General features: G+C 64.2%; 16 protein-coding genes and 1 pseudogene. 11 read left to right on the top strand and 6 right to left on the bottom strand.

What is annotated here, in order from left to right:
* The first annotated feature begins 99 nt into the window (after positions 1 to 99).
* The 4 genes from AOT83_RS08895 (at position 100) to AOT83_RS08910 (ending at position 7,681) form a co-directional block, all read left to right on the top strand.
* Positions 100 to 531 carry an MmpS family transport accessory protein gene (locus AOT83_RS08895; RefSeq protein WP_030097210.1) on the top strand — a complete coding sequence of 144 codons (432 nt, stop codon included), beginning with the start codon at positions 100 to 102 and terminating at the stop codon, positions 529 to 531.
* Positions 528 to 3,431 (top strand): RND family transporter, encoded by a 2,904-nt coding sequence (locus tag AOT83_RS08900; RefSeq protein WP_081343765.1) that lies wholly within the window; start codon positions 528 to 530, stop codon positions 3,429 to 3,431. Before AOT83_RS08895 ends, AOT83_RS08900 begins: the two co-directional genes overlap by 4 nt.
* Positions 3,432 to 3,734: 303 nt before the next feature.
* On the top strand, positions 3,735 to 5,012 hold the full coding sequence (locus AOT83_RS08905) for a trypsin-like peptidase domain-containing protein (RefSeq protein ID WP_057965606.1): 1,278 nt from the start codon (positions 3,735 to 3,737) through the stop codon (positions 5,010 to 5,012).
* A gap of 56 nt (positions 5,013 to 5,068) precedes the next feature.
* The gene (locus AOT83_RS08910) at positions 5,069 to 7,681 is read left to right on the top strand and encodes a LuxR C-terminal-related transcriptional regulator (protein ID WP_081343766.1); all 2,613 of its coding nucleotides are present in this window, start codon (positions 5,069 to 5,071) and stop codon (positions 7,679 to 7,681) included.
* An 8-nt stretch (positions 7,682 to 7,689) separates the two neighbouring features.
* On the opposite strand, the gene AOT83_RS27615 is transcribed toward AOT83_RS08910, so the two are convergent.
* From AOT83_RS27615 to AOT83_RS08925, 3 genes are all read right to left on the bottom strand, one after another.
* Complete coding sequence (locus tag AOT83_RS27615) at positions 7,690 to 9,969, bottom strand: alkaline phosphatase family protein (RefSeq protein WP_057965439.1); 2,280 nt, start codon at positions 9,967 to 9,969, stop codon at positions 7,690 to 7,692.
* Positions 9,970 to 10,176: 207 nt separating this feature from the next.
* Positions 10,177 to 10,632: an NUDIX domain-containing protein gene (locus AOT83_RS08920; protein WP_057965438.1), complete on the bottom strand. Its 456-nt coding sequence runs from the start codon at positions 10,630 to 10,632 to the stop codon at positions 10,177 to 10,179.
* A gap of 130 nt (positions 10,633 to 10,762) precedes the next feature.
* On the bottom strand, positions 10,763 to 13,270 hold the full coding sequence (locus AOT83_RS08925) for an arylsulfatase (RefSeq protein ID WP_057965437.1): 2,508 nt from the start codon (positions 13,268 to 13,270) through the stop codon (positions 10,763 to 10,765).
* Between the two features lie 349 nt (positions 13,271 to 13,619).
* Here AOT83_RS08925 and AOT83_RS08930 point away from each other — a divergent pair, with 349 nt between their 5' ends.
* Entirely contained in the window at positions 13,620 to 13,832 is a 213-nt protein-coding gene (locus AOT83_RS08930) for a CsbD family protein (RefSeq protein ID WP_030097203.1), read from the top strand.
* Between the two features lie 25 nt (positions 13,833 to 13,857).
* Here AOT83_RS08930 and AOT83_RS08935 read toward each other — a convergent pair whose 3' ends face one another.
* Both AOT83_RS08935 and AOT83_RS08940 read right to left on the bottom strand, forming a co-directional pair.
* A complete protein-coding gene (locus AOT83_RS08935; protein WP_030097202.1) occupies positions 13,858 to 14,661 on the bottom strand; it encodes a transglutaminase family protein in 804 nt (267 codons plus the stop codon).
* Positions 14,662 to 14,791: 130 nt separating this feature from the next.
* Entirely contained in the window at positions 14,792 to 15,685 is an 894-nt protein-coding gene (locus AOT83_RS08940) for a formylglycine-generating enzyme family protein (protein WP_267888681.1), read from the bottom strand.
* A gap of 309 nt (positions 15,686 to 15,994) precedes the next feature.
* On the opposite strand from AOT83_RS08940, the gene AOT83_RS28030 reads away from it, so the two are divergent.
* Both AOT83_RS28030 and AOT83_RS08945 read left to right on the top strand, forming a co-directional pair.
* Complete coding sequence (locus AOT83_RS28030; protein WP_227465306.1) at positions 15,995 to 16,417, top strand: WhiB family transcriptional regulator; 423 nt, start codon at positions 15,995 to 15,997, stop codon at positions 16,415 to 16,417.
* A 116-nt stretch (positions 16,418 to 16,533) separates the two neighbouring features.
* Positions 16,534 to 16,947 carry an MmpS family transport accessory protein gene (locus AOT83_RS08945; protein ID WP_030097200.1) on the top strand — a complete coding sequence of 138 codons (414 nt, stop codon included), beginning with the start codon at positions 16,534 to 16,536 and terminating at the stop codon, positions 16,945 to 16,947.
* Here the strand turns inward: AOT83_RS08945 and AOT83_RS08950 are convergent.
* Positions 16,937 to 17,836 (bottom strand): alpha/beta hydrolase, encoded by a 900-nt coding sequence (locus AOT83_RS08950; protein ID WP_030097199.1) that lies wholly within the window; start codon positions 17,834 to 17,836, stop codon positions 16,937 to 16,939. The genes AOT83_RS08945 and AOT83_RS08950 overlap by 11 nt on opposite strands.
* A 23-nt stretch (positions 17,837 to 17,859) precedes the next feature.
* Between AOT83_RS08950 and AOT83_RS08955 the strand changes: the two genes are divergently transcribed.
* The 4 genes and pseudogenes from AOT83_RS08955 to AOT83_RS08970 form a co-directional block, all read left to right on the top strand.
* Positions 17,860 to 18,567 carry a L,D-transpeptidase family protein gene (locus AOT83_RS08955; protein ID WP_078284845.1) on the top strand — a complete coding sequence of 236 codons (708 nt, stop codon included), beginning with the start codon at positions 17,860 to 17,862 and terminating at the stop codon, positions 18,565 to 18,567.
* A gap of 43 nt (positions 18,568 to 18,610) precedes the next feature.
* Complete coding sequence (locus AOT83_RS08960; RefSeq protein ID WP_109394504.1) at positions 18,611 to 19,291, top strand: L,D-transpeptidase family protein; 681 nt, start codon at positions 18,611 to 18,613, stop codon at positions 19,289 to 19,291.
* A gap of 52 nt (positions 19,292 to 19,343) precedes the next feature.
* Positions 19,344 to 19,913 carry a dCTP deaminase gene (gene dcd, locus AOT83_RS08965; RefSeq protein WP_030097194.1) on the top strand — a complete coding sequence of 190 codons (570 nt, stop codon included), beginning with the start codon at positions 19,344 to 19,346 and terminating at the stop codon, positions 19,911 to 19,913.
* 116 nt (positions 19,914 to 20,029) lie between these two features.
* Positions 20,030 to 21,087 (top strand): annotated as a pseudogene (locus AOT83_RS08970) (hypothetical protein); the annotation flags it as partial.

Genomic DNA, 21,087 nt, shown 5'->3' on the forward strand with positions numbered 1-21,087 from the left:
GGCGGTACGCAATGTGGTGTCGCCGGCTCTCGGTAGTTGGGTCTCATCGGCAGGAACCTGCGGTCCTGGGCAGGGCAGAGGCAGAAGGGGATATGCGCGGTGTACCGACTGTTGAAGCGGTTTTGGATTCCGCTGCTGCTGGTGGTTGTCGTCGGGATCGGTGGATACGCGATTGCGCAGATCCGCAGCTCGGCGACTCCGCGCCCGCCCAAGCCGGGTGAGGGGTCGGGCATCACCGCCAACTTCAACCCCAAGCACATCACCTACGAGATCGTGGGGACGGGCGGCACCGCGAATCTCAACTACCTCGATGAGAACGGGCAGCCCCATCTCATCGAAAATGCCCCACTGCCTTGGTCATTCACGATCGTGACAACCATGCCGTCCATGTCGGCCAACATCGTCGCGCAAGGTGATCGCAACGTCAGCGGTCTTGGGTGTCGCGTGACGGTCGACGGTGGCGTGCGCGACGACCGAACCAGCACAGACAAAGTCAAACCGTTCATCTACTGCTTGGTGAAATCCGTATGAGCAACGTGCACGCGAAACCACACCGGCCGTTCGTAGGCCACATGATCCGGATCTTCTCGCTGCCGATCATCTTGTTCTGGGTCGGGCTGGCGATCATCCTGGGCACAGTCACGCCCTCGCTGAACGAAGTGGCAGCCACCAGATCGGTGCCGCTGAGCCCGCAAAACTCGGAGTCGTACCAGGGGATGCTGAACATCGGCAAGGTGTTTCAGCAGTACGACTCGGACTCTTCGGCGATGGTCGTCCTGGAAGGCGACGACAAGCTCGGCGATGCCGCGCACAAGTACTACGACGAGATCGTCGCCAAGCTCAAGGCCGATCACAAGCACGTGCAGAACGTCCAGGACTTCTGGAGCGATCCGCTGACCGCGGCGGGTTCGCAGAGCGTGGACGGTAAAGCCGCATACGTGCAGATCTTCCTCAACGGATCGCAGGGCACCAGCGCGAGCTATGAATCTGTTGCCGCGGTGCGCGAGATCGTCAGCTCCGTGCCCGCGCCGCAGGGCATCAAGGCTCATATCGCCGGCACCTCCGTGCTGAACGCCGACACTCAGGTTGCCGGTCACCAAAGCATGGCGACCATGGAATTGGTGTCGGTGGGCGTGATCATCGTGATGATCTTGTTCATCTACCGCTCCCTCGTCACGATGCTCATATCCATGGTCATCATTGGCCTGGAATTATTTGCGGCACAAGGTGTTACGGCAACTGCCGGATACCTGAACATCATCGGTCTGACCCCGTACGCGGTAAGCATGGTGACGATGCTGGCCCTCGCGGCCGGTACCGACTACGTGATCTTCCTATTCGGCCGGTACCACGAGGAACGGTCGAAGGGTCTCAGCCGCGAAGACGCGTATTACGTCGCCTATCACGGTGTCTCACACGTCATTCTGGGCTCCGGTCTGACGATTGTCGGCGCGTGCATGTGCCTGACCATGACCACGCTCCCGTACTTCCAAAGCATGGCGCTGCCGTGCGCGATCTCGGTGCTGGTGATCGTGCTCGCGGCGCTGACGTTGGCGCCCGCCGTGCTGACGGTGGCCTCGAAGTTCGGTCTGCTGGAACCCAGGGGCAAGCTCTCCACCACGGGGTGGCGCAAGGTCGGTACCTCGGTGGTGCGCTGGCCCATTCCCATCATCGTGATGACCAGCATGATTGCGATCATCGGCTTCGTCAGCCTGATGACCTACGTGCCGCAGTACAACGATCAGAAATTCACGCCCGCCGATATGCCGGCCAACCGCGCGATGGACGTGGCGGACCGGCACTTCTCGCAGGCCCGCATGAACCCGGAACTGTTGATGCTGGAGGCCGACCACGACCTGCGCACCCCGGCCGACATGCTCGTCATCGACAGGGTGGCCAAGGGCATCGTCCATATGCGCGGTATCGAACGGGTGCAGACGATCACCCGTCCGCTCGGCGCCCCCATTGAACACAGCTCGATCCCGTTCCTCATGGGCGCGCAGAACGCCGGCACGTTGCAGACCGCAAAGTTCAACAACGACAGCTCGGCCCAGATGCTGGAGCAGGCCGACGAGTTGAGTAAGACGCTCGCCAGCATGGAGCGGATGTACAGCCTCATGCAGGAGCTCACGGGCACCATGCACTCCATGGTGGGCCGGACGCACGAGATGGTGGCAACCATCCAGCAGATGCGCGACAACCTGGCCAATTTCGATGATTTCTTCCGGCCACTGCGCAATTACTTCTACTGGGAGAAGCATTGCTTTGACATCCCGGTCTGCCAGTCGCTGCGATCGATCTTTGATGTTTTGGACAGTGTTGACGTACTCGCCGACCAAATGAGTGGTCTGGTCACCGATATGGATCGCATGGATCAGCTGATGCCGCAGATGCTGCCGGTCCTGAGAACGACCATCGATTCGATGAGCCGTATGCGCGATTTCATGCTCGCCATGCACAGCACCCAGGCGGGCACCCAGGCCCAGCAGCAGGAGATGGCCAAGGGCGCCACGGAAATTGGCCTGTACTTCGACCAAGCCAAGAACGACGACTTCTTCTATCTACCGCCGGACGTGTTCACCAACCCGGACTTCAAACGCGGCCTCAAAATGTTCGTCTCCCCGGACGGCAAGGCGGTTCGCTTCATCATCACCCACCAGGGCGACCCGGCATCGGTCGAAGGCATTGAACACGTCCGTGACATCAAAGGTGTTGTCGCCGATGCGGTGAAGGGCACGCCGCTGTCCAATGCGAAGGTTTCGTTGGCCGGCACCGCATCGATGTACGCCGATATGCAGGACGGTGTAGCCGTCGATCTGGCCATCGCAATCATCGCCTCGATGATCCTGATCTTCGCGATCATGGTGCTGATCACGCGCAGTGTGGTGGCCGCTCTGGTCATCGTCGGTACCGTGGCCGCGTCCCTGGGCACCGCGTGTGGCCTGTCAGTGCTGTTGTGGCAGGACATCCTTGGGCTCGGTGTGCAGTGGATCGTCATCCCCTTATCGATGGTGATCCTGTTGGCGGTGGGTTCGGACTACAACCTGCTGGTGGTCTCGCGGCTCAAGGAGGAAATCCACGCCGGGCTGCACACCGGCATGATCCGCGGCATGGGCGCCACCGGTCGCGTCGTCACCGCCGCAGGCATGGTGTTCGCGTTCACCATGATGTCCATGATCGTCAGCGATCTACGCGTGGTCGGCCAACTCGGTATGACCATCGGTATCGGCCTGATTGTCGACACCCTGATCGTCCGCGCATTCATGACGCCCGCCATCGCGGCGGCACTGGGCCGGTGGTTCTGGTGGCCCATCAACGTCTTTGAGATTGTCCGGCGCGGCCGCCAGCAGCACGCCTCGGAACCGGCGACGGCGCCCCTTGCGGTGGTGGATGCGGGACAGCAACCGCCTTCTGCTCCCACCACCTCCTGAAAAGTCTTGGCTAGCATCGAGGAAATTCTCAGCCTGGCCTCAGTGGATGCAGGCACTGTGACAGTGCGAACCAGAGGCGGACAGTGCCCTGACTGCATCGTGAGGAAGAAGGACATATCGATGAACTACCAGCCTGGGCATCCGCCGTACGGAAACGAATTCCCGTTGGGCCAGCACGGCTATCGCCAGGTGCACGGTCCGGTCACCGACACCCGGACACGCTACGCGTATGGCGAGACGTTCCCGGACCGCGCCGAACTGGCTCCGAACCCGCTGCGCCGGAAACGTCTTCGTGCCGTCGGCTTGACCGCCGGTGCCGTCGTGGTGGCCATTGCCGCCAGCGCCGCCACGGCCGTCGTCGTGGTGAACCAGTCCGGACATCCCGCCCCCGTAGCGCAGGTATCGAGCCCGGGCCTCGCCGGAAAGCCTTCCCTGCCAACAGGTTCAATACTCGGACAGCCGGGTGCTGCGACCCCGGCCGGCTCGGTCGAACAGGTGTCGGCCAAGGTGCTGCCCAGCGTCGTGCAACTGAAGATCCAGAGCGGGCAGGAGGGCGAGTCGGGCTCCGGCATCGTGCTGAGCCCTGACGGGCTGATCCTGACCAACAATCACGTCGTCGCCGCAGCCATGTCGGGCAGCGGCGATCTGGCGCCCTCGGCCCCGTCGCGGCGCGGGCCGCTCACCAACCTTCCGCCCGGCATCCTTCCCGGCGAACAGCTGCCCGGTGACTATCAAGACGGTCGTGACGGGCAGGTGCCCAACGGCAACGACCGGCGCAGCACCCGCCCGTCCGCCCACACCGGCGACGGCGTCAAGGCGACCGTGACCCTGGCCGACGGCCGAACGGTGCCATTCACCGTCGTCGGCGCCGACCCCGACGATGACCTGGCCGTGGTTCGGGCCCAGGGTGTCTCCGACCTCACCCCGATCTCTATCGGTTCGTCGAAAGACCTGAAGGTTGGCCAGAACGTCGTCGCCATCGGCTCACCTTTGGGCCTGCAGGGGACCGTGACAACCGGCATCATCAGCGCGCTCGGTCGCCCGGTCAGCACCGGTGATGATCAGAGCGGACAGCATTCGGTGATGAGCGCTATCCAAACCGATGCGGCCATCAACCCCGGCAACTCCGGCGGTGCACTCGTCGACATGAACGGTGACCTCATCGGTGTGAACTCGGCAATCGCGTCACTGTCCAGCGGGCAGGACTCGCAGGGCGGCGGACAAGCCGGATCGATCGGCCTGGGCTTCGCCATCCCGGTGGATCAAGCCAAGCGCATCGCCGACGAGCTGGTCTCCACCGGCACCGTGCGGCATGCCTCGCTGGGCGTACAGCTCGGCTCCGGTGACGACATGCCTGGCGCGGTCGTGGCAGGTGTGGTCAGTGGCAGCGCGGCGGCGACAGCCGGACTGCCCAAGGGCGCCGTGATCACCAAGGTCGACAACCAGATCATCGACGGCCCCGAGGCGCTGGTGGCCGCGGTGCGGTCCAAGGCACCTGGCGACGCGGTCACGCTCACCTACGCGGACCAATCGGGAACATCGCGCACGGTCCAGGTCACCCTCGGGCAATCGGCAACGTGACAGCGTCGAACCCGGGTGGCTAACTCGGGTTCAGCGGTTCCGGAGACAATGAACGGATGGCTGGCTGCGACGACCTGACCGCAGGCGGGACGCCCGCCGGCTCGACGGCATGGAGCCCGGCCCCATGGTTCCTGGCCACGCCACCGTCATCGAGTCCTGGAATGATCGCCCGCACGGACGTGCACCGCATTCTTGACCTGCACGTTCAGCAGTCTCGGGCGGTCGTGGTGCTGGGACCATCCGGGTTCGGTAAGACGGTCGCGGTGGGGCAATGGGCCGCCGCGCAGCGGCAGCAGCAGCCGGGCTCGGTCGGGTGGCTGACGGTGACGGAGCAGGCGGCAGACTTCCCCGAGCTGATCCGCGGCATCATGACGGCGCTGCGGCACGCGGCGGGTGACGGTGACGACGCCCAGGCCCGGCGGGCACTGGCTACCGCCTTCGAGCTGCCATCCCTGGGACTGATCTTCACCGCCCTATCGACGATCCAGATTCCGGGCCCGGTCACGGTCGTGCTCGACGATTTCCAGAAGGCCATCGGAGTCACACAGTCCACGGAGTTCGTCGAGTTCATCGAGCACGGCCCGCCCTGGCTGCGACTTGTCTTGATCACCACAGTGGCGCCGGAGGCGTTGCTCACCAGGCTGCGGGTGCATGGTCAGGTGGCGGTGGTGACGGCGGGCGACCTGGCTTTCACCGCCGAGGATGTGCTGTCGGCCGCCGGGCATGTGCACCAGCAGGACCTTGCCGCCAGGGATGCCGAACGCATCGTGCAGAGCACCGGGGGCTGGCCCGCAGCCGTGCGGCTGGCGCTCTTGGACGGCGAGATGCCCAGCGCCCTAGATGATCTCGACTTCAGTGAATACATCCGTGCCGCCGTTCTCGCGCGGCTGCGCCCCGAGCTTGCCGAGTTCGTACTGGCTGCCACGGTATGCACACGGGTGGATGAACGCCTGGCCGCCGCGCTCTCCGGGCGTTCCGATGCCGCGGGACTGCTCGCCGAATGCGCGACCTCCGGCCTGTTCATCGAACGATTCGGATCTGGCGAAGATGCTATCTACCAGTGGCATTCGATGTTCGCACACGGATGTGGCGAAGTGCTCAGGCAGTCGGACCCGGCGCGATGGAGTGCCTTGAACCTGCTGGCCGCACGCGAGTTGCGTGACCGCTACCCGTTGGATGCCGTCGAGCATGCCGTTCGCGGGGCGGACGGGCGGTTGGCCGCAGAGATAATCACCGATCACTGGCTCGAACTGCTGCTGGAAGCCCGATCCGTGGCGCTGGAGAGTGCCTGCATCGCGGTGGCCGACGCATTCGGCGAGACCGCCGACATTGCGATGGTGCGTTCCTGCTGCCGGGAGGTCGCCGGTGATCGCCTTGGCGCACAGCTGCATTTCGAACGCGCCCAGGACCTGGCGCATGGCCATGTCGAGTCTCGGCGCGTGCGCCTTATCGCGAATCTGAGCCGCATCCTGATCTCCGACGACCACAGCGTCATGGCGGCCGCTGTCGACGCGGTATCCGAAGCTCTCACCGATCGTGCACTCGTGCCCCACCGCGTGTATGCGTGCGCGCTGTTCCTACTGGGCTGGGCCGAAACCCGATTGCGGCGCGACGTCGGTTACTCGATGCGACTGCTGGAGTCGGCGGCACACGAATGCCGCGCGCTGGGTCTGACGGCAGTCGCGGATAGGGCCGCAGAGAGCCTGGCCTTCGCCTATGTCCACGCCGGGCAGTTCGGCCACGCCCTGCAGTCGCTCAGCATGGCTGAGGTTCCCTGGATTTCCCATGAAGGAGGCGGGATATCCTGCTTCACAACTGGATTCATCCACATGTGGCAGGGCGACCTGGCTGGGGCGCTCGAGGATTTCGCCGTGGCGGATGCTGCGGTAGGGGATGGTTACCCGGACATCGGGCGCATGATGTTGGTGTTCAGTGCTGCAGCTCTGCGGAACCAGGGGTGCGATCTGTCCCTCCCGCAACTGGAAGCGGTGGCCATGCGCATCGGCGAGGGAGACAACAGGGCCGTCCCGATAGGCAGTTTCCGCGCCGCCGCACTCGCGAGGATCGCCGAAATGCGGGGGCACTCGCACGAGGCATTGCAGCTCGCGGCGAGGCTCGTCGACGTCACCCCACTGCCGACCGCTTCCGCGATGGTTGCGGGCATCTGCCGGAGGCTCGGGAATGCCGATCTCGCACAGACCCTGGCCGACAACGCACGTGGCGAATCGGTGGCCACGTACACGCGTGCCTATGCCGCCCTGATCGGTGCGCTGCTGGCGTGGGAACGGGCCGACAATGCCCGGGCACACCAGCTGCTGGAGGAGTCGCTCGCGCTGGCCGCACCGGAATCCGTGCGCTACCCGTTCCTGGACAACGCCGATCAGTCGTGTCGTGAGCTGTTGGGGGCGCACAGCTCACGGACCGCGTATCCGGACTTTCTCGCCGAGTGCTTGTTGGCTTGCGAGACGGGCGCATCGGAGAACCCTGCCGCGGCACTCACCTCACGGGAGCGAGAAGTGTTGGCATACCTGCGGACTCCGATGACGGCGGCGGAGATCGCCGCGAAGCTGTCGGTGTCGGTCAACACCCTCAAGACACATCAGCGTTCCATCTACCAGAAACTGCACGTATCGAACCGCCGTGAGGCGATCGGCATTGCGCCGCACTGACAACTAGGTCAGAGGGCCGGTAGCACCTGCTGGGGCAGGCTGCGGTCGTTGTCACCGGGCGCCGCGTCGACGACTCCCGCGCCAGTGAGACGGTTGACCACCGTGACGACCGTGTTGGTCACCACCGTGAGTCCCTGGTTGAACGCCCCCAATGCCCAACTCGTGGCGCTGGCCAGTTGTGAGAACACGGGCACTCCGGAGGAGCCCACCGCGTCAAGCTGCTGCCGTACCCCGTTGACACCATCGACGATTCCGTCGAGCAGCGGGCCGGCGGGAAGGCTGATCACCGAACGGATTCCGAGCCGCAGCCGGGTGAGCAGGTCCGGATAGTGGTTGGCGTTGACCATGTCGCTGATCGCCGTCTTGCGATTGGTTGGCGTGCTGGCATGATCGGCGAGCGACCGCAGGTCGGTGCCGTCGGAGTCGGGAAGCGACGGCACTCCGAGTAGCCCCAGAGCGGTCGGAGTGATGTCGTCAATTCCGAACGACGGGTTGATCTGGCCGGGTTTGAAGCCCGGGCCGCGGGCGATCACAAAGGTGGATGTCTCGTTCGGAGACTGGAATCCATGCCCGACACCCAACTCTGGACGGTGTCCGTGATCGGTGACCACCAGCACCGTCCACTTCTCGCCGGCCGCCGCTTCCCGGGCCCGGACCGCGTCCATGATGGTGCCGACGTTGGTATCTGTGCGTTCAAGTGCGCCGATGTACTGCTGAGATCCACCGCCGTAGAGGTGGCCGGCATGGTCCACCTGGTCCAGATGGGTGAAGAGAAAGTCGGGGCCGTCGTTCTGGATTGACTTGGCGACGTTGGCCGTGGTCTGCGCATCGAGTTGGCTTTCGGAATCGTCACCGGCGATAGCGGGTGTGCGGACAACCTGGTCGGCGCCGATACCTCCCCGCGCAATCTTTTCCAGCACGTTCCAGTCAGCTATCGATGCAGTCTTGAGTTCCGGTTTGGCCCTTTCAATCTGGGTGTAGACGGAGGGGAATCGGGTGAAGTCGTTGGTGATGCCGTTGTTGGTTACGCCGTGTTTGGTGTCCCATACGCCGGTCAGGATCGTCGTCCATGAGTCCGCGGAGATGGTGGTATGCCCGGCGATACTTGACACGCCAGTGGTTCCCTCTTGCATCAGCTCGTGGAAGTTGGGTGTCTGCGCATCAAGAATCTTGCTCATGTTGGTGCCGTCAACACCGATCACCAGCACCTTGTTCACGGGTTCCTGAGTCACGGTATCGCCGGCGCTCTCACCGCGCTTACGGGTGTTGACAGAGGTCGACGTGACGGAGCTGGTTCCACCGGTGGGCGCCGGTGGATTGACTGGCACCGGAACCGGCGCGGGCGCCGGTGGTGCAAGCGGGGCGACCGGCGCGGGGAGGGCAGACGCCACCGCCGTGGAGACGGAAGTCGTTGGCGCTAAGGCTATGGGCGCCAGCGCTGCTTCGGCTGTGGCCGACTGGCGTCGTGGCAGCTCGACTGTTGCCAGGTGCTGTGGTGCGACCGTATCGGTGAGGGTTGCTGTCGGCGCGCTTCGAGTGATGCTGACAGTAGAGGTGACCTTGTTGGCCAGCTCGCTATCGGCTGCGGTGTGAAGTGGTGCAGTGACGGCAGGCTCAGCGCTTCGGGTGGACGTCCTTTTGCCCGCCTGTTGCGTCTGTGCGTTGGGGGCGCCAGCGGCGGAGGGAAGTGCTTCCGGCGCGGAGGTCTTGGTCCGAGAAAGTTGCGCTTCAAGTGCTTTCGGGGCGCTAGTGGTCGTGTCGAGACCTGACAGAGTCTGCGCGGGCGCCTTGGAGCCGTCGACCGGTTTGGTCGCGGCGGTTGCCTCGTGAGCGGGTTCGGACGCCGTCGTCTGGCTGGCATCCGTGTGTGGTTCGCGGCTGGCGCTGGATGCGCCTGCGGTACTTGGTTTCGCGCTGGTGAGAGTGTTGGTCCGCGGCGGGGCACTGGGGGATTTCTGCTGCGCAGCGGCAGAGCTGCCAGAGCCTACTGTGCTGGATGAGTCTGCTGCGTCGTGTGGATTGCGAGGAGTTACCGAACGTTGTGATTCCTTGGAGGACTTGGTGTTGACGGAATTTGTGGCTGTGGAGGTCCCGGCGGGAGCAGTGGACTCACCCGAAGACGTCGCGCCCGAGCTGGATTTCGCTCCACTGGCCGACTCTGCCCCATGAGCTCCGGCGCCGTCGCCGGACGGCGCGGCCTGCGCCGCGCTCGCGCCCACCAGGCATCCCGCCGTAATCAGCAGCGCTCCAGCGCCCGTCCGCAATAGCAATGTGCCCAAATCGACCACCGGATACTCCAAACCACTCGGAAATCAAGAAGTTGCGCAATCGGATCACGGAAGTAGATAGCGACGATCGAACAAATGAGAGGAGTGGGTTTGGACGTTAAACGAAGTCGCGGTGAAGATTTGGCTGTATGCGCGACGGGATACGTACTGCCGTAGTCGCGCAGCTTGAATTCGTGGCGAGTTTAATCAGCCTGTACTTTGGCGCCGTCATGCATACGGGCTGGCGGCCAACACCTCGTGTAGACGCGCGTAGGTGGGCGAGACCAGTAGATCAGCCCATACGTCGAATAGTGGTGCGGGCAGGCCTTCTTCCAGTGCACACCAGCGCTGTTCAACGAATTTGTCAGGTTCCATGCAGATCGGTTCGCCAGATTCCCAACGCGAAACAACCCACACCGTCAGAGAACACAAACCTTCAGCATGGAGAGTTGTCGTGGCGCCGACGGCATGCGCATCGGTGGCTCGCATGCCGGTTTCCTCCCAGACCTCGCGCATCGCTGCCGATTCCGGACTCTCACCCCGCTCGATCCAGCCACCTGGCACCGACCAGGTGCCTGCGCCGTGGGCGCCACGGCGCCGCCCCATCAGAAACCGGCCGTCCTTCACGACGAAGCAGCCCACACCGGGGTGCGGCCGGTCGCATATCTCGGGGTTACGAGTCATCTTTCCCCCTCTCGGTACTGATATCGGTTTTCGCACACCCGATTATCGGCGGATGGAGCCACCGGGCTCGGACCGACCAACTTCCCGATGGTCAGCCCGGGCCCGGCGGCATTTCACCCCGCGTGCGAGCTCAGTCCCGCGCCCACGCTGCCTGCGCTTCCTTCTCCAGGTCGATGAAGGTTTCCTCGCTGACGTCGATCGCGACACCCTTGATGGTGCCCCCGGTGAACGTCCCGGGGTGGGCGTACAGCTGCGAGACGTTGTCCCCGCTGTCGAATCCGACACACAGGCCGTCGCCCGCCAGGGTGAACTTGCCGATCTGGGCCCGCATCGGGCCGTTGGCAACTGGCTTACCGTCGATGAACAGCGTTGTCGTCCCGAGAGATTCGCCGTACTTGCCCTTGTCCTTGCGCACGAATTCCATGCCGAGGGTGCGTTTCCCGGCAGACACCGGCGGTGAGACGAACACCTGCTCCGGCTTGAGCCCCAGGAAGTTGTAGACGTAGTGGAGCTTCCCGTCCTTCATGAAAAGGGCATGCCCGCCGAATCGCGAACCGTGCGCGAAGATCACACCCTGTGAATCCTTCGTGGTTTCCACGTCGGCGATGATCTTGTACGACCTGCCGCGGATGCTGACCGCGACGCCCTCGGGCACGGGTGCGGTGTCGGGGTAGTAGATGTAGCGGTTGCGTTTGGGCTCGGTCGAGGGCCGTTCGATGGTGAGCAGTTCGGTGGCCGACCGGTCATCGAGGGGCAGCACGAAGTTCTTGTCCGCTTCGTCGAACCACGCCGCGATCAGCCCCTTGAGCTTGTCGGGGTACTTATCGGCCAGATTCGTTGACTCGGAGCGGTCTTCGTCGACGTGGTACAGCTCCCACTTGTCCTGGTCGAAATGGCCCTTGCCGCTGATCGGTGCGTGCAGCGCCGCGGCCTTCCAACCGTCCTCCCAGATTCCACGGGTACCCAGCATGGCGTAGTACTGCCGCTTCTTGGTCGTGGGAGCATCGGCCTTTTCGAAGCTGTACCGCATCGAGACACCGTTCACCGGATACTGCGTGACACCTCGGTACGTCTCCGGCATCTGCAGGCCAGTCACGTCGAGAATGGTCGGCACGATATCGGTGACGTGGTGGTACTGGTGGCGTACCTGGCCTTTGTCCTTGATGCCCTTGGGCCAGTGGATCACCAGTGGATCGCACGTTCCGCCCGAGAACTGCGAGTAGCGCTTGAACATCTGGAACGGCGTGGAGAAGGCCACCGCCCACCCGGTGGGGTAGTGGTTGTAGGTGTCAGGGCTACCCAGCTTGTCCAGGTACTGCATGTTCTCGGACAGCTCATCGGGATAGCCGTTGAAGAATTTGTTCTCGTTCACCGAGCCGTTGGGGGAGCCCTCGCCGGAGGCGCCGTTGTCCGCGCAATAGAACACGATGGTGTTGTCCAGCTGGCCGGTCTGTTCCAGATAGTCGACGATCCGGCCGACCTGGGCATCGGTGTACTCGGAGAACCCGGCGTACACCTCGGCCATCCGGGAGAAGAGGCGCTTCTCGTCGGGATTCAGGGTGTTCCACGGCCGCACAGAGTCCGCTTCGTTGGCGACCTCCGCGGGCATCGGGTTCAGCGGCGTGAGCTTGGTGTCCTTCGGGATGACACCCTTCTCGATCATGCGGGCCAGCACCCATTCGCGGTAGGCCTCGTAGCCGTCGTCGAACTTGCCCTTGTACTTCTCGGTGTACTCGGCGGGGCTGTGATGGGGAGCGTGGTTGGCGCCGGGGCAGAACCACAGATACCAGGGCTTGGACGGGTTGGTCGCCCGCTGATCCCGCAGCATCCGAAGGGCTTGGTCGGCAAGGTCTTTGGACAGGTGATAGCCCTCTTCAGGGGTGTACGGCGGCTCGATGAACCGGTTGTCCTCGACCAGATCGGGGTACCAGTTGTTGGTCTCGCCGCCCAGGAAGCCGTAGTAGCGGTCGAAGCCCTTCTGCAGGGGCCACTCGGATCGGCTACCGCCACCGGCGATGTCTTCTTCGGGCACATTGTGGTTCTTGCCCACCCAGAACGTGCTGTACCCGTTGTCCTGCAGCACCTGCCCGATGGTGGCGCACTCCGCGGGCAGCCGGCCCGCAGCACCGGGAAATCCGTTGGAGGCCTCGGTGATCGACGCCGAACGGTTGACGTGATGATTGCGGCCGGTCAACAGGCAGGACCGCGTCGGCGAACACAGCGCGGTGGTGTGCCATTGCGAGTACCGCAGCCCGTTATCGGCGAGGCGCTGCATGACGGGCATATTGATACGTCCGCCGAATGGCGACCAGGCCGCCAGCCCGGTGTCGTCGTACAACACCACCAGGATGTTGGGTGCACCTTCCGGCGCCCGTTTCAATTCGTACGGAGTCCAGTCGGGTGTCGAATCGCGCACGTCGAGGGCAATCTTCCCGTGGAAGTCCTCATTGGTGGGCCCCGTTCCCGGGGTACCGGCACCTGTCGCGTGATCGGTGCCCTCAAACCCCTTGATCGCGGCGGTGGCCGCGGCGGCACCGACACCAGCGGCCGCGATACCGCCCAGAATCGAACGCCGCGAGAGGCCTCCGCGTTTGTTGTTCTCGGTGGATTCGGCGCTGTCCCCGTTATTGGGTTCCATGGTTAGTCCTCTCGAGGCGAAGAATCTGGGTCTGCAGTGGCGTCACCGCGGCGCTATTCATCAACGTGATTCATTGTGTCTCGCCAAGATCCGGAAACGGAGGGTGATCGCGAAGATGGGCGTGAATATATGAATAGACATGCTTGCATCGACGCTAATGGCAGGGGCGGGGGCGAGCATCACCCTTTTCGGGTGATTCTTCGGGGCAGTGCCGTGAAAGGAACTCATCACAGCAGGGGGAATCCGTGGGTACTGTCGGAGATGGCGTTGACGAAAACTGCCGGAAGTCGATGTGATGAACCTTCCGCCCGCTCTTGCAGCGGCCGGAATACAGAAAGGTTTGAAACACATGGGAATTGCTGACGACGCAAAGAACACGGCCGAGGACCTCAAGGGCCGTGCCAAGGAAGCCGTTGGAGCAGCCACCGGCGATGAGGATCTGAAGGCCGAGGGCCAGCTTGATCAGGGGATAGCCGCGGTCAAGGAAAAGCTGACTGAGGCTGCGGACAAGCTCAAGGAAGGCGTGGACGCGGTCAAGGACAAGTTGACCGGGAACTCCTAGCCGTCGTCAGCTCATCTCCCTGTGGTCATCGCAGGGAGATGAGCTGATCGACATGATCCTGAGGTAACTCACCGTCGACCACGGCGGAGACGTACGTTCCGTTCAGCACGATCTGCCCGCCGTGGTTGTCGAGGAACGCCGTGTCGGCGGCGTCGCGCCCGGTGGTGATGCGCACCATTGTTTGTCGCGGGGCCAGGCAGGTGGCGTCCACCACGCGCCAGCGATTGTCGACGACGGCCTCGGCTACGGCGTGAAAATCCATCGGGTCACAGCCAGGCGCGTATACCGCGACCAGCCGGGCGGGCACCTTGACGGCGCGAAGCAACGCCACCACCAGGTGCGCGTAGTCGCGGCAGACGCCGGCGGCCGCCAGCAGGGTATCGACGGCACCATCGATGGGATCGCTGGATCCCGGTGAATACGTCAACCGTGAGCCGACCCAGGATGAGACTTTCTCCAGCAGAACCGCGGGTTCGGTGTGTTCACCGAATTCGGTTGCCGCGAAACCGTAGAACTTGTCGGCTTCGGCGTAGCGGCTCGGGCGTAAGTACGTCGACAAATCCGCAGCCTCGACCGGAACTTCGTCCGCTTGTCCGAGAATGGTTGCCTCATAAGTGACTTGGAGGTTGCCCTGCCCGACGTAGAGCCGATGGATACGGTTGCCGTGCTCGCCGGCGACCTCCTGGGCCTCGACCGGTTGTCCATTCAGCTCCAGCGACATGGTTTCCGTCACTTCGGCACCGGGAAGCGGCGACACAGCGACCTGGAACTCCAAGGTTGACGGTGCCAAGATGTCTACGTCGAGTTGGGCTCGAACATCACGTTTCATACAGTTCCTCCGACAAGTCAATACCGCCACGTGCGTTGCCGTAGCGCGGGATCAGTCTGACATCGGAACCATGTACGCGCTTGTTGTCGCCATCATGGGCGCGCCGGTGGGCATGGTCACCGGGTGGGAATCATGACCGGCTCTGCACGCAGCGAAACCCGATGTGGGTGGTCGCGCTGTCCTGTGACTGAGGCGAGCGTGCCGCCGGCCGATAGCGATGGCAGTACTCGGGCGCGCAGAGATGCGAGCCACCCTTGAGGGCCTGTATCACCGAGGGGTCAGGATTCTCGGAAGGACTGCAGCACGAGGTGGGCGCATCGGCGCCCGGTTCGAAGCGCGTGGACGTCCATTCCCACACATTGCCGATCATGTCCAGAAGGCCAAAGTCATTGGGCGGGAAGGTGCCGACGGGGGAGGTGCCGTGCCAGCCCAGTGCGCCGTCGCTGCGGTACGGGAACCTGCCCTGCCAGGTATTGGCCATCAGTTGTCCCCCGGGTGACACCTCGTCGCCCCAGGCGTAGATCGTGGAGGTGCCACCGCGCGCGGCGTACTCCCACTCGGCCTCGGTGGGCAGCCGCCTGCCCGCCCAGCGCGCGTAGGCCGTCGCATCGGTGTAGGCGACCTGCACAACGGGATGATCTGGGGCGCCGTCGATATCGCTGCCCGGCCCGAATGGCCGCCGCCAGCAAGCGCCGGGAACCCAGTCCCACCACTGTTGCCAGTCGTGCAGGTTCACCGGTCCGCTGGTAGCCCGGAACACCATCGCGCCGGGGACCAGATCGTCGGGGGACGCGCCCGGGTACAGCGCCGGGTCGGGCGCCTTCTCGGCCACCGTGACGTAACCGGTCTCGGCGACGAAATCGGCGAACTGAGCATTGGTGACCGGGTGGCGCTCGATGGCGAAAACATCGACCGACGCGGTGCGCTCCGGCCGTTCCTCGGGGTAAAAGGTGTTGCAGCCCATGAAAAATGGGCCGCCCGGCAATTCCACTAACTCAGTCAGCGGCCTATTGACTCGATCCACCGGCGAGTCCTCCTTCTCAAGACGTCGCAGATGGCCGACCCTACCCACTGGGCCTATGTCACTTTCCGCGCCCGTCGTTATCGCATGCGCCGGAAGATCACCCGAAAAGGGTGATGGCACCGAGCCGGTCGCTTCCTATTGTCGCAGGGGTGAAGGTCGGAGATGTCCGACCGCGCTGGGCCCTGCTCAGAGATCGGGCCTCAACCAGCTGGTGGTCCGGACGCGGCAACCGTTGATTGCCCGGCGTATCGAGAACGAAAGCTGGTTATGCAATCACCACCGCCAGATATCCATGATGCGCACTGGCAGATGTACGGCCGATGTCGGCACGCCTCCGTGGACCCGGAGCTGTTCTTCCCATGCGATCGCGAGCTCAGATCCGTGCGCCGTATGCGCGAACAACAGGCCAAAAGCATCTGCCGTCGATGCCCCGTTGCGGCCGTCTGTCTGACCTACGCGTTGCAGACACGCCAGCCCTACGGGATTTGGGGTGGAGCCACGGAAATCGAACGTCGGCGTGAACAGCGCCCCAAGCCCGCACCCGTGATGACCCCCGAACGCGCGCAGCTCGCGGCGGGATACCAAGCCGGCGCCAGTATCCGCGACCTGGCTACGGCCTCCGGAGCCCCGTACTCGGCGGTCAGGAGAATCCTTCTTGCTGCCGGGGTCACTCTGCGCCCCTGTTGCGGGGCCGGTCCCCAAGTCGCCCCGCCTCATGGTTCGGACGCTTGACGGTTTGCTGACGTAGTCGGGCGGAAACCCCTGGATCGCGGCCTCAGCTGACGCCCAGAAAATCCCTGTAGCCTGCCTAACGATCTGTAAACCTAACTGACATCTCGAGGTGTTCCATGACCGTCCGTCAACTACTTGCCGCGTCTGCCGTGGCCTCAGCCTGCGCGCTTAGCTTCCCGGCGGCGGCACACGCGGATGACAAGACGGTGACCTACGAAGTCACGTCGTCCAGCGCGACCACGGCGAACGTGCAGTACTGGGACGGCACCGAGATGCAGCCCGCCGACGGCGTCACCCTGCCCTGGAAGGTCGACGCGCCCGTCGGCGATCTGTCTCGTGGCGCCAAGACGCCTAACCACGCGGAGATCAAGGCTGATTGGCGTTCCACCGCGACCCCAGACGCGGCGGTGACAGTGCGCATCTACCTGAACGACAAGGTGGTGTGCCAGAGCACCACCGGCACCGGAGAGGCCGACTGTAACTACGCGACCTTCTCCTCGTACCTGGACACGGCCCCGCCTAAGGCGTGACCCGATCGATGTGTGCGAGAAAGTGCGTGAGCACTGCCTCGGGCGCCTCGATCTGTGGCCAATGGCCGATGTTGTCGTCGAGCAGCACCACATCCGGGTCGTGAATGACCTCGAGGTAGCGCTCGGCCATGTGCAACCCGGAGTTCGGGTCGATCGGTCCGTCGATCATCCGCATCGGCACGGCGGTTTCGCGCATGGCCCGCACCCATCGACTCCGGTTGTCATAGCGGTCGTTGATGAATCGGCCCACCTGATGGGTGACCCGCGCGCCGTCGTTGTACTCCAACACCTGCTGGAACAAAGACAGCAGCCGTGGCGACGGTTTGGTGTCCGGGCCGAACATCTCGCTGACGGCGGCATCCAGGATCCGGCGCGATAGCGGCGTGCCCTGGAACCGGCTCACCAAGTCGCCCAACGGTGTTCGAGACATCAAGGTCTGGGCGATACGGGGCCGGTAGGCCTCGATGAAGAGTCCGCCGTTGAGCCAGGTGACCGAGTCGATGGGCACCCGGCCGCGCGACTGCTCGTCGAACTCGAAGCGCGCCAACAACTCCTGGCCGACCGAGTTCCCCAGATCATGGGTGAGCAGGTGAATCCGCTCGATGCCCAAATAGGACAGCAGCGCCTCGTGCATATCGGCGTGATCGAGAACCGAATACCCGTACTGAACGGGTTTGTCGGAGAAGCCCATCCCGATCATGTCCGGCGCGATGACCGTGAACCGCTGCACCAGCGTGGGCCAGATCAGTGCCCAATCCCACGAGTTGAAGGGATAACCGTGCACGAGTAACAGGGGAGGCCCACTGCCCTCAACGCGGTAGAAGATGTCGAAACCCAGGTAATCGAAGTAATGCCCGGCGGCTTTCCATTCTTCAAGCTCGGCGTCCATGGCCGAACTATACCGATCGGTCCGTGGCGCAACCGTGTCCCAACCTTGAAGGATTCGAGAACAACATCAGCGAGGATGGTCTCGTGTTCCGTCTTGTGACGCTGCTGTGTGCGGCCATACTCGCCCTGGCTACCTCAACATCTGCGGCCGCGGAACCCTTCGTGCCGTGGTTCGCCCAGTCCGTCGGCAACGCGACCCAGGTGGTCGCGGTCAACGGCGCGGGCGGCTCGAAAGCCAAGATCGATGTGTTCCAGCGCAGCGGCAACGAGTGGAAGGCCGTATCCACCGGGATTCCCGCTCACGTGGGCTCGGCCGGATTCATCGACAAGGCACGCGAGGGAGCCTCGGCCACCCCCAACGGCGTCTACTCACTGGACTGGGCCTTTGGTACCGCCCCGCCGCCCCCGAGCGGGCTGCGTTACCTCCAGATCGGACCCAACGACTGGTGGGACGGTGATAGCAACAGCCCCACCTACAACACGCATCAGCAGTGCGCCAAGGCCGAGTGCCCGTTCAACACCGCGCAGAGCGAGAACCTCCCGATCCCGCAGTACAAACACGCCATCGTCATGGGTGTGAACAAGGACCGGGTTCCCGGCGGTGGTTCGGCCTTCTTCGTGCACAGCACCGACGGCGGCCCGACCGCGGGCTGTGTCTCCCTCGACGACGGGATGCTCGTGCAGTTGATCGGCTGGCTGCGGCCCGGTGCGGTCATTGCCATTAAGGGTTAGTTACTAACAGGCGGTTTTCAGGTTTGACCCGCACCATGGATGAGTGCGCCCGATCCGCCTGCTGCCGCTGAGCGTTGTGCTGCTGGCCGGCGCGTGCGGCACCGCCCCCGAGGCGCATCCGGTCGCTGTCGTTCCGGCGGCCGCAGCCCAGGCCACACCGCCGCCGTGGTTTGCCGAATCTGTCGGTACCGCAACACAAGTGGTATCGGTCCAGGGGACTGGTGGCGCCAAGGCCGTCATCGGCATCTGGCAGCGCTCGGGCAATGCTTGGGAACCGATCGAACAGAACGTGCCCTCCGATGTCGGTGCGACCGGATTCGCGGACACCGCCAGCGACGACAATCCGGCGACCCCCACCGGTGTCTTCAGTTTGGACTACGCCTTTGGCACCGAACCATCGGTGGCGCACGGCCTGAACTATCTGCAGGTGGATGCCGATGACTGGTGGGACGGCGATCCCGCCAGTCCGGGGTACAACTCTCACCAACGGTGCGCCCAATCCGCTTGCCCGTTCGACACCTCGCTGAGTGAAGAGCTGGACGGATACCCCCGCGCGATCGTCATGGGCGTCAACAAATCACGCACACCCGGCGGTGGGTCGGCATTCTTCGTGCACGCCTCCGACGGTGGGCCCTCGGCCGGATGCGTGACACTCGACGATGCCGCGCTGGTACGACTCATCGGCTGGCTGCGGCCGGGAGCTGTCATCGCCATCAAGGGGTAGCCGCATCCGCCCGAGCCCCTGCGTACCGGCAGCTCCTCGGTAGGCTCGTCGCGTGCTGCTGTCCGATCGCGATATTCGCGCCGAGCTCGACGCTGGGCGCCTTGGTATCGAGCCCCTTGATCCAGCCCTCATCCAGCCGTCGAGCATCGATGTTCGGCTCGACAGCCTGTTCCGGGTGTTCAACAACACCCGATACACGCATATCGACCCCAAACAACGCCAAGACGAGCTGACCAGCCTCGTAGAGCCGGACGAGGGTGAGCCGTTTGTGCTGCATCCCGGCGAGTTCGTGCTCGGGTCCACGCTGGAGGTCTGCTCGCTGCCCGACGACCTCGCCGGACGGTTGGAGGGAAAGTCCTCGTTGGGGCGCCTGGGCCTGTTGACCCACTCCACCGCCGGATTCATTGACCCCGGCTTTTCCGGGCACATCACCCTGGAACTTTCGAACGTCGCGAACCTGCCCATCACGTTGTGGCCGGGCATGAAGATCGGGCAGCTGTGTCTGCTGCGCCTGACATCGCCGGCCGAGCACCCGTACGGAAGTGCCGGGGTAGGGTCGAAGTACCAGGGGCAGCGCGGTCCGACCCCGTCGCGCTCCTACCAGAACTTCATCAACCCCTAGCTGGGGTAACGGGGAAACGCGCCGCACCGATACACAATCGGCAACAACTCGAACTTTTTGACGGCCTCGGCGCGTTTGTTCGGGTGACCGTCTCGATATGTAGCGGAGGATCTGACGTGGACGTCGTACTTGGTGTCTCGATGACACCGACGACTGCCCGGCTGGTGTTGGTCGAGGGCGCGGGCGCCGACGGCAGGATCGTCGACACCGACACCATCATCGTTTCCGACGGCGAAGGCACCGCCTCCGAACAGGTTCTTTCCGCGATCGTCGGCACCCGCGACGGCATGCTCGACGGCGGCCACCACCTGGTGTCCACCGGTGTGGTGTGGAGCGATCACGCCGAAGCCGCCGCGCTGCGCGATTCCCTGGCCAGCCGCGGGATCGACGGCGTCGAATTCTTCTCTGCCCTGCACGCCGGAGGCGCGCTGGCCAAGGCTGCCAGCAATGTCACCGGGTACGACAAGTCGGCGCTGCTGGTGATCGAGCCGGAGAACGCGACGCTGGCGGTGGTCGACTCCGCCGACGGATCGATCGTCGGCCTGGCCAGCGAGCCGCTTATCACCGGCGTCACCCCCGGGGTATTGGCGAACCTGGTGAACCCGCTCAAGGGCCACGACAACGCGCCCGACGGGGTGTTCCTGCTGGGCCTGGGCACTGATGTCTCCGATCTGACCGACCCACTGGGCGAGGCGATCGCCCTGCCGGTGAACTCTCCGGACCAGCCCGAGCTGGCACTGGCCCGCGGCGCCGCGCTCGCCTCGGCGCAGGAACCGGATTTCGAGGCCAGCACCGCGCTGCTGGGACAGGCCTACTCACTCGAGGGACCCACGGGCACGGGCTTCGCGCACCCCGACGCTGTCACCGAAAGTGCCGGCGAGTTCGGGGACGCCAAGACCGAGCTGAGCGAATACGAGGACACCGATGACCAGCCCGCCGAACGCAAGCCATTCTTGCTGGTGGGGGCGCCGCTGCTGCTGGTCTTTGGCATCTGCTCGATAGCGCTGGCCGTGTCGCTGACCGTGACGGTGCGTTCCACGGTGGACCAGGGCCCGACCTCACCGGACCGCGCGGTGGTGCAGAACCCCGTCCAGAACCCGCTGCCGCCCGAGGCGCCCAAACAAGCAAGAATGGCTTGCGTTCGGCGGGCTGGTCATCGGTGTCCTCGTATTCG

It is taken from the genome of Mycobacteroides sp. H001 (genome assembly GCF_001440005.1).
In the GTDB taxonomy this organism is placed as follows: Bacteria; Actinomycetota; Actinomycetes; order Mycobacteriales; family Mycobacteriaceae; genus Mycobacterium; species Mycobacterium gwanakae.

Bases quoted from the DNA above. Each gene is read 5' to 3' on its own strand.
- AOT83_RS08900 (WP_081343765.1), top strand. From the start codon at position 528: ATGAGCAACGTGCACGCGAAACCACACCGGCCGTTCGTAGGCCACATG.
- AOT83_RS08910 (WP_081343766.1), top strand. From the start codon at position 5,069: ATGGCTGGCTGCGACGACCTGACCGCAGGCGGGACGCCCGCCGGCTCG.
- AOT83_RS08920 (WP_057965438.1), bottom strand. From the start codon at position 10,632: ATGACTCGTAACCCCGAGATATGCGACCGGCCGCACCCCGGTGTGGGC.
- AOT83_RS08925 (WP_057965437.1), bottom strand. From the start codon at position 13,270: ATGGAACCCAATAACGGGGACAGCGCCGAATCCACCGAGAACAACAAA.
- AOT83_RS08930 (WP_030097203.1), top strand. From the start codon at position 13,620: ATGGGAATTGCTGACGACGCAAAGAACACGGCCGAGGACCTCAAGGGC.
- AOT83_RS08935 (WP_030097202.1), bottom strand. From the start codon at position 14,661: ATGAAACGTGATGTTCGAGCCCAACTCGACGTAGACATCTTGGCACCG.
- AOT83_RS28030 (WP_227465306.1), top strand. From the start codon at position 15,995: ATGTACGGCCGATGTCGGCACGCCTCCGTGGACCCGGAGCTGTTCTTC.
- AOT83_RS08945 (WP_030097200.1), top strand. From the start codon at position 16,534: ATGACCGTCCGTCAACTACTTGCCGCGTCTGCCGTGGCCTCAGCCTGC.
- AOT83_RS08950 (WP_030097199.1), bottom strand. From the start codon at position 17,836: ATGGACGCCGAGCTTGAAGAATGGAAAGCCGCCGGGCATTACTTCGAT.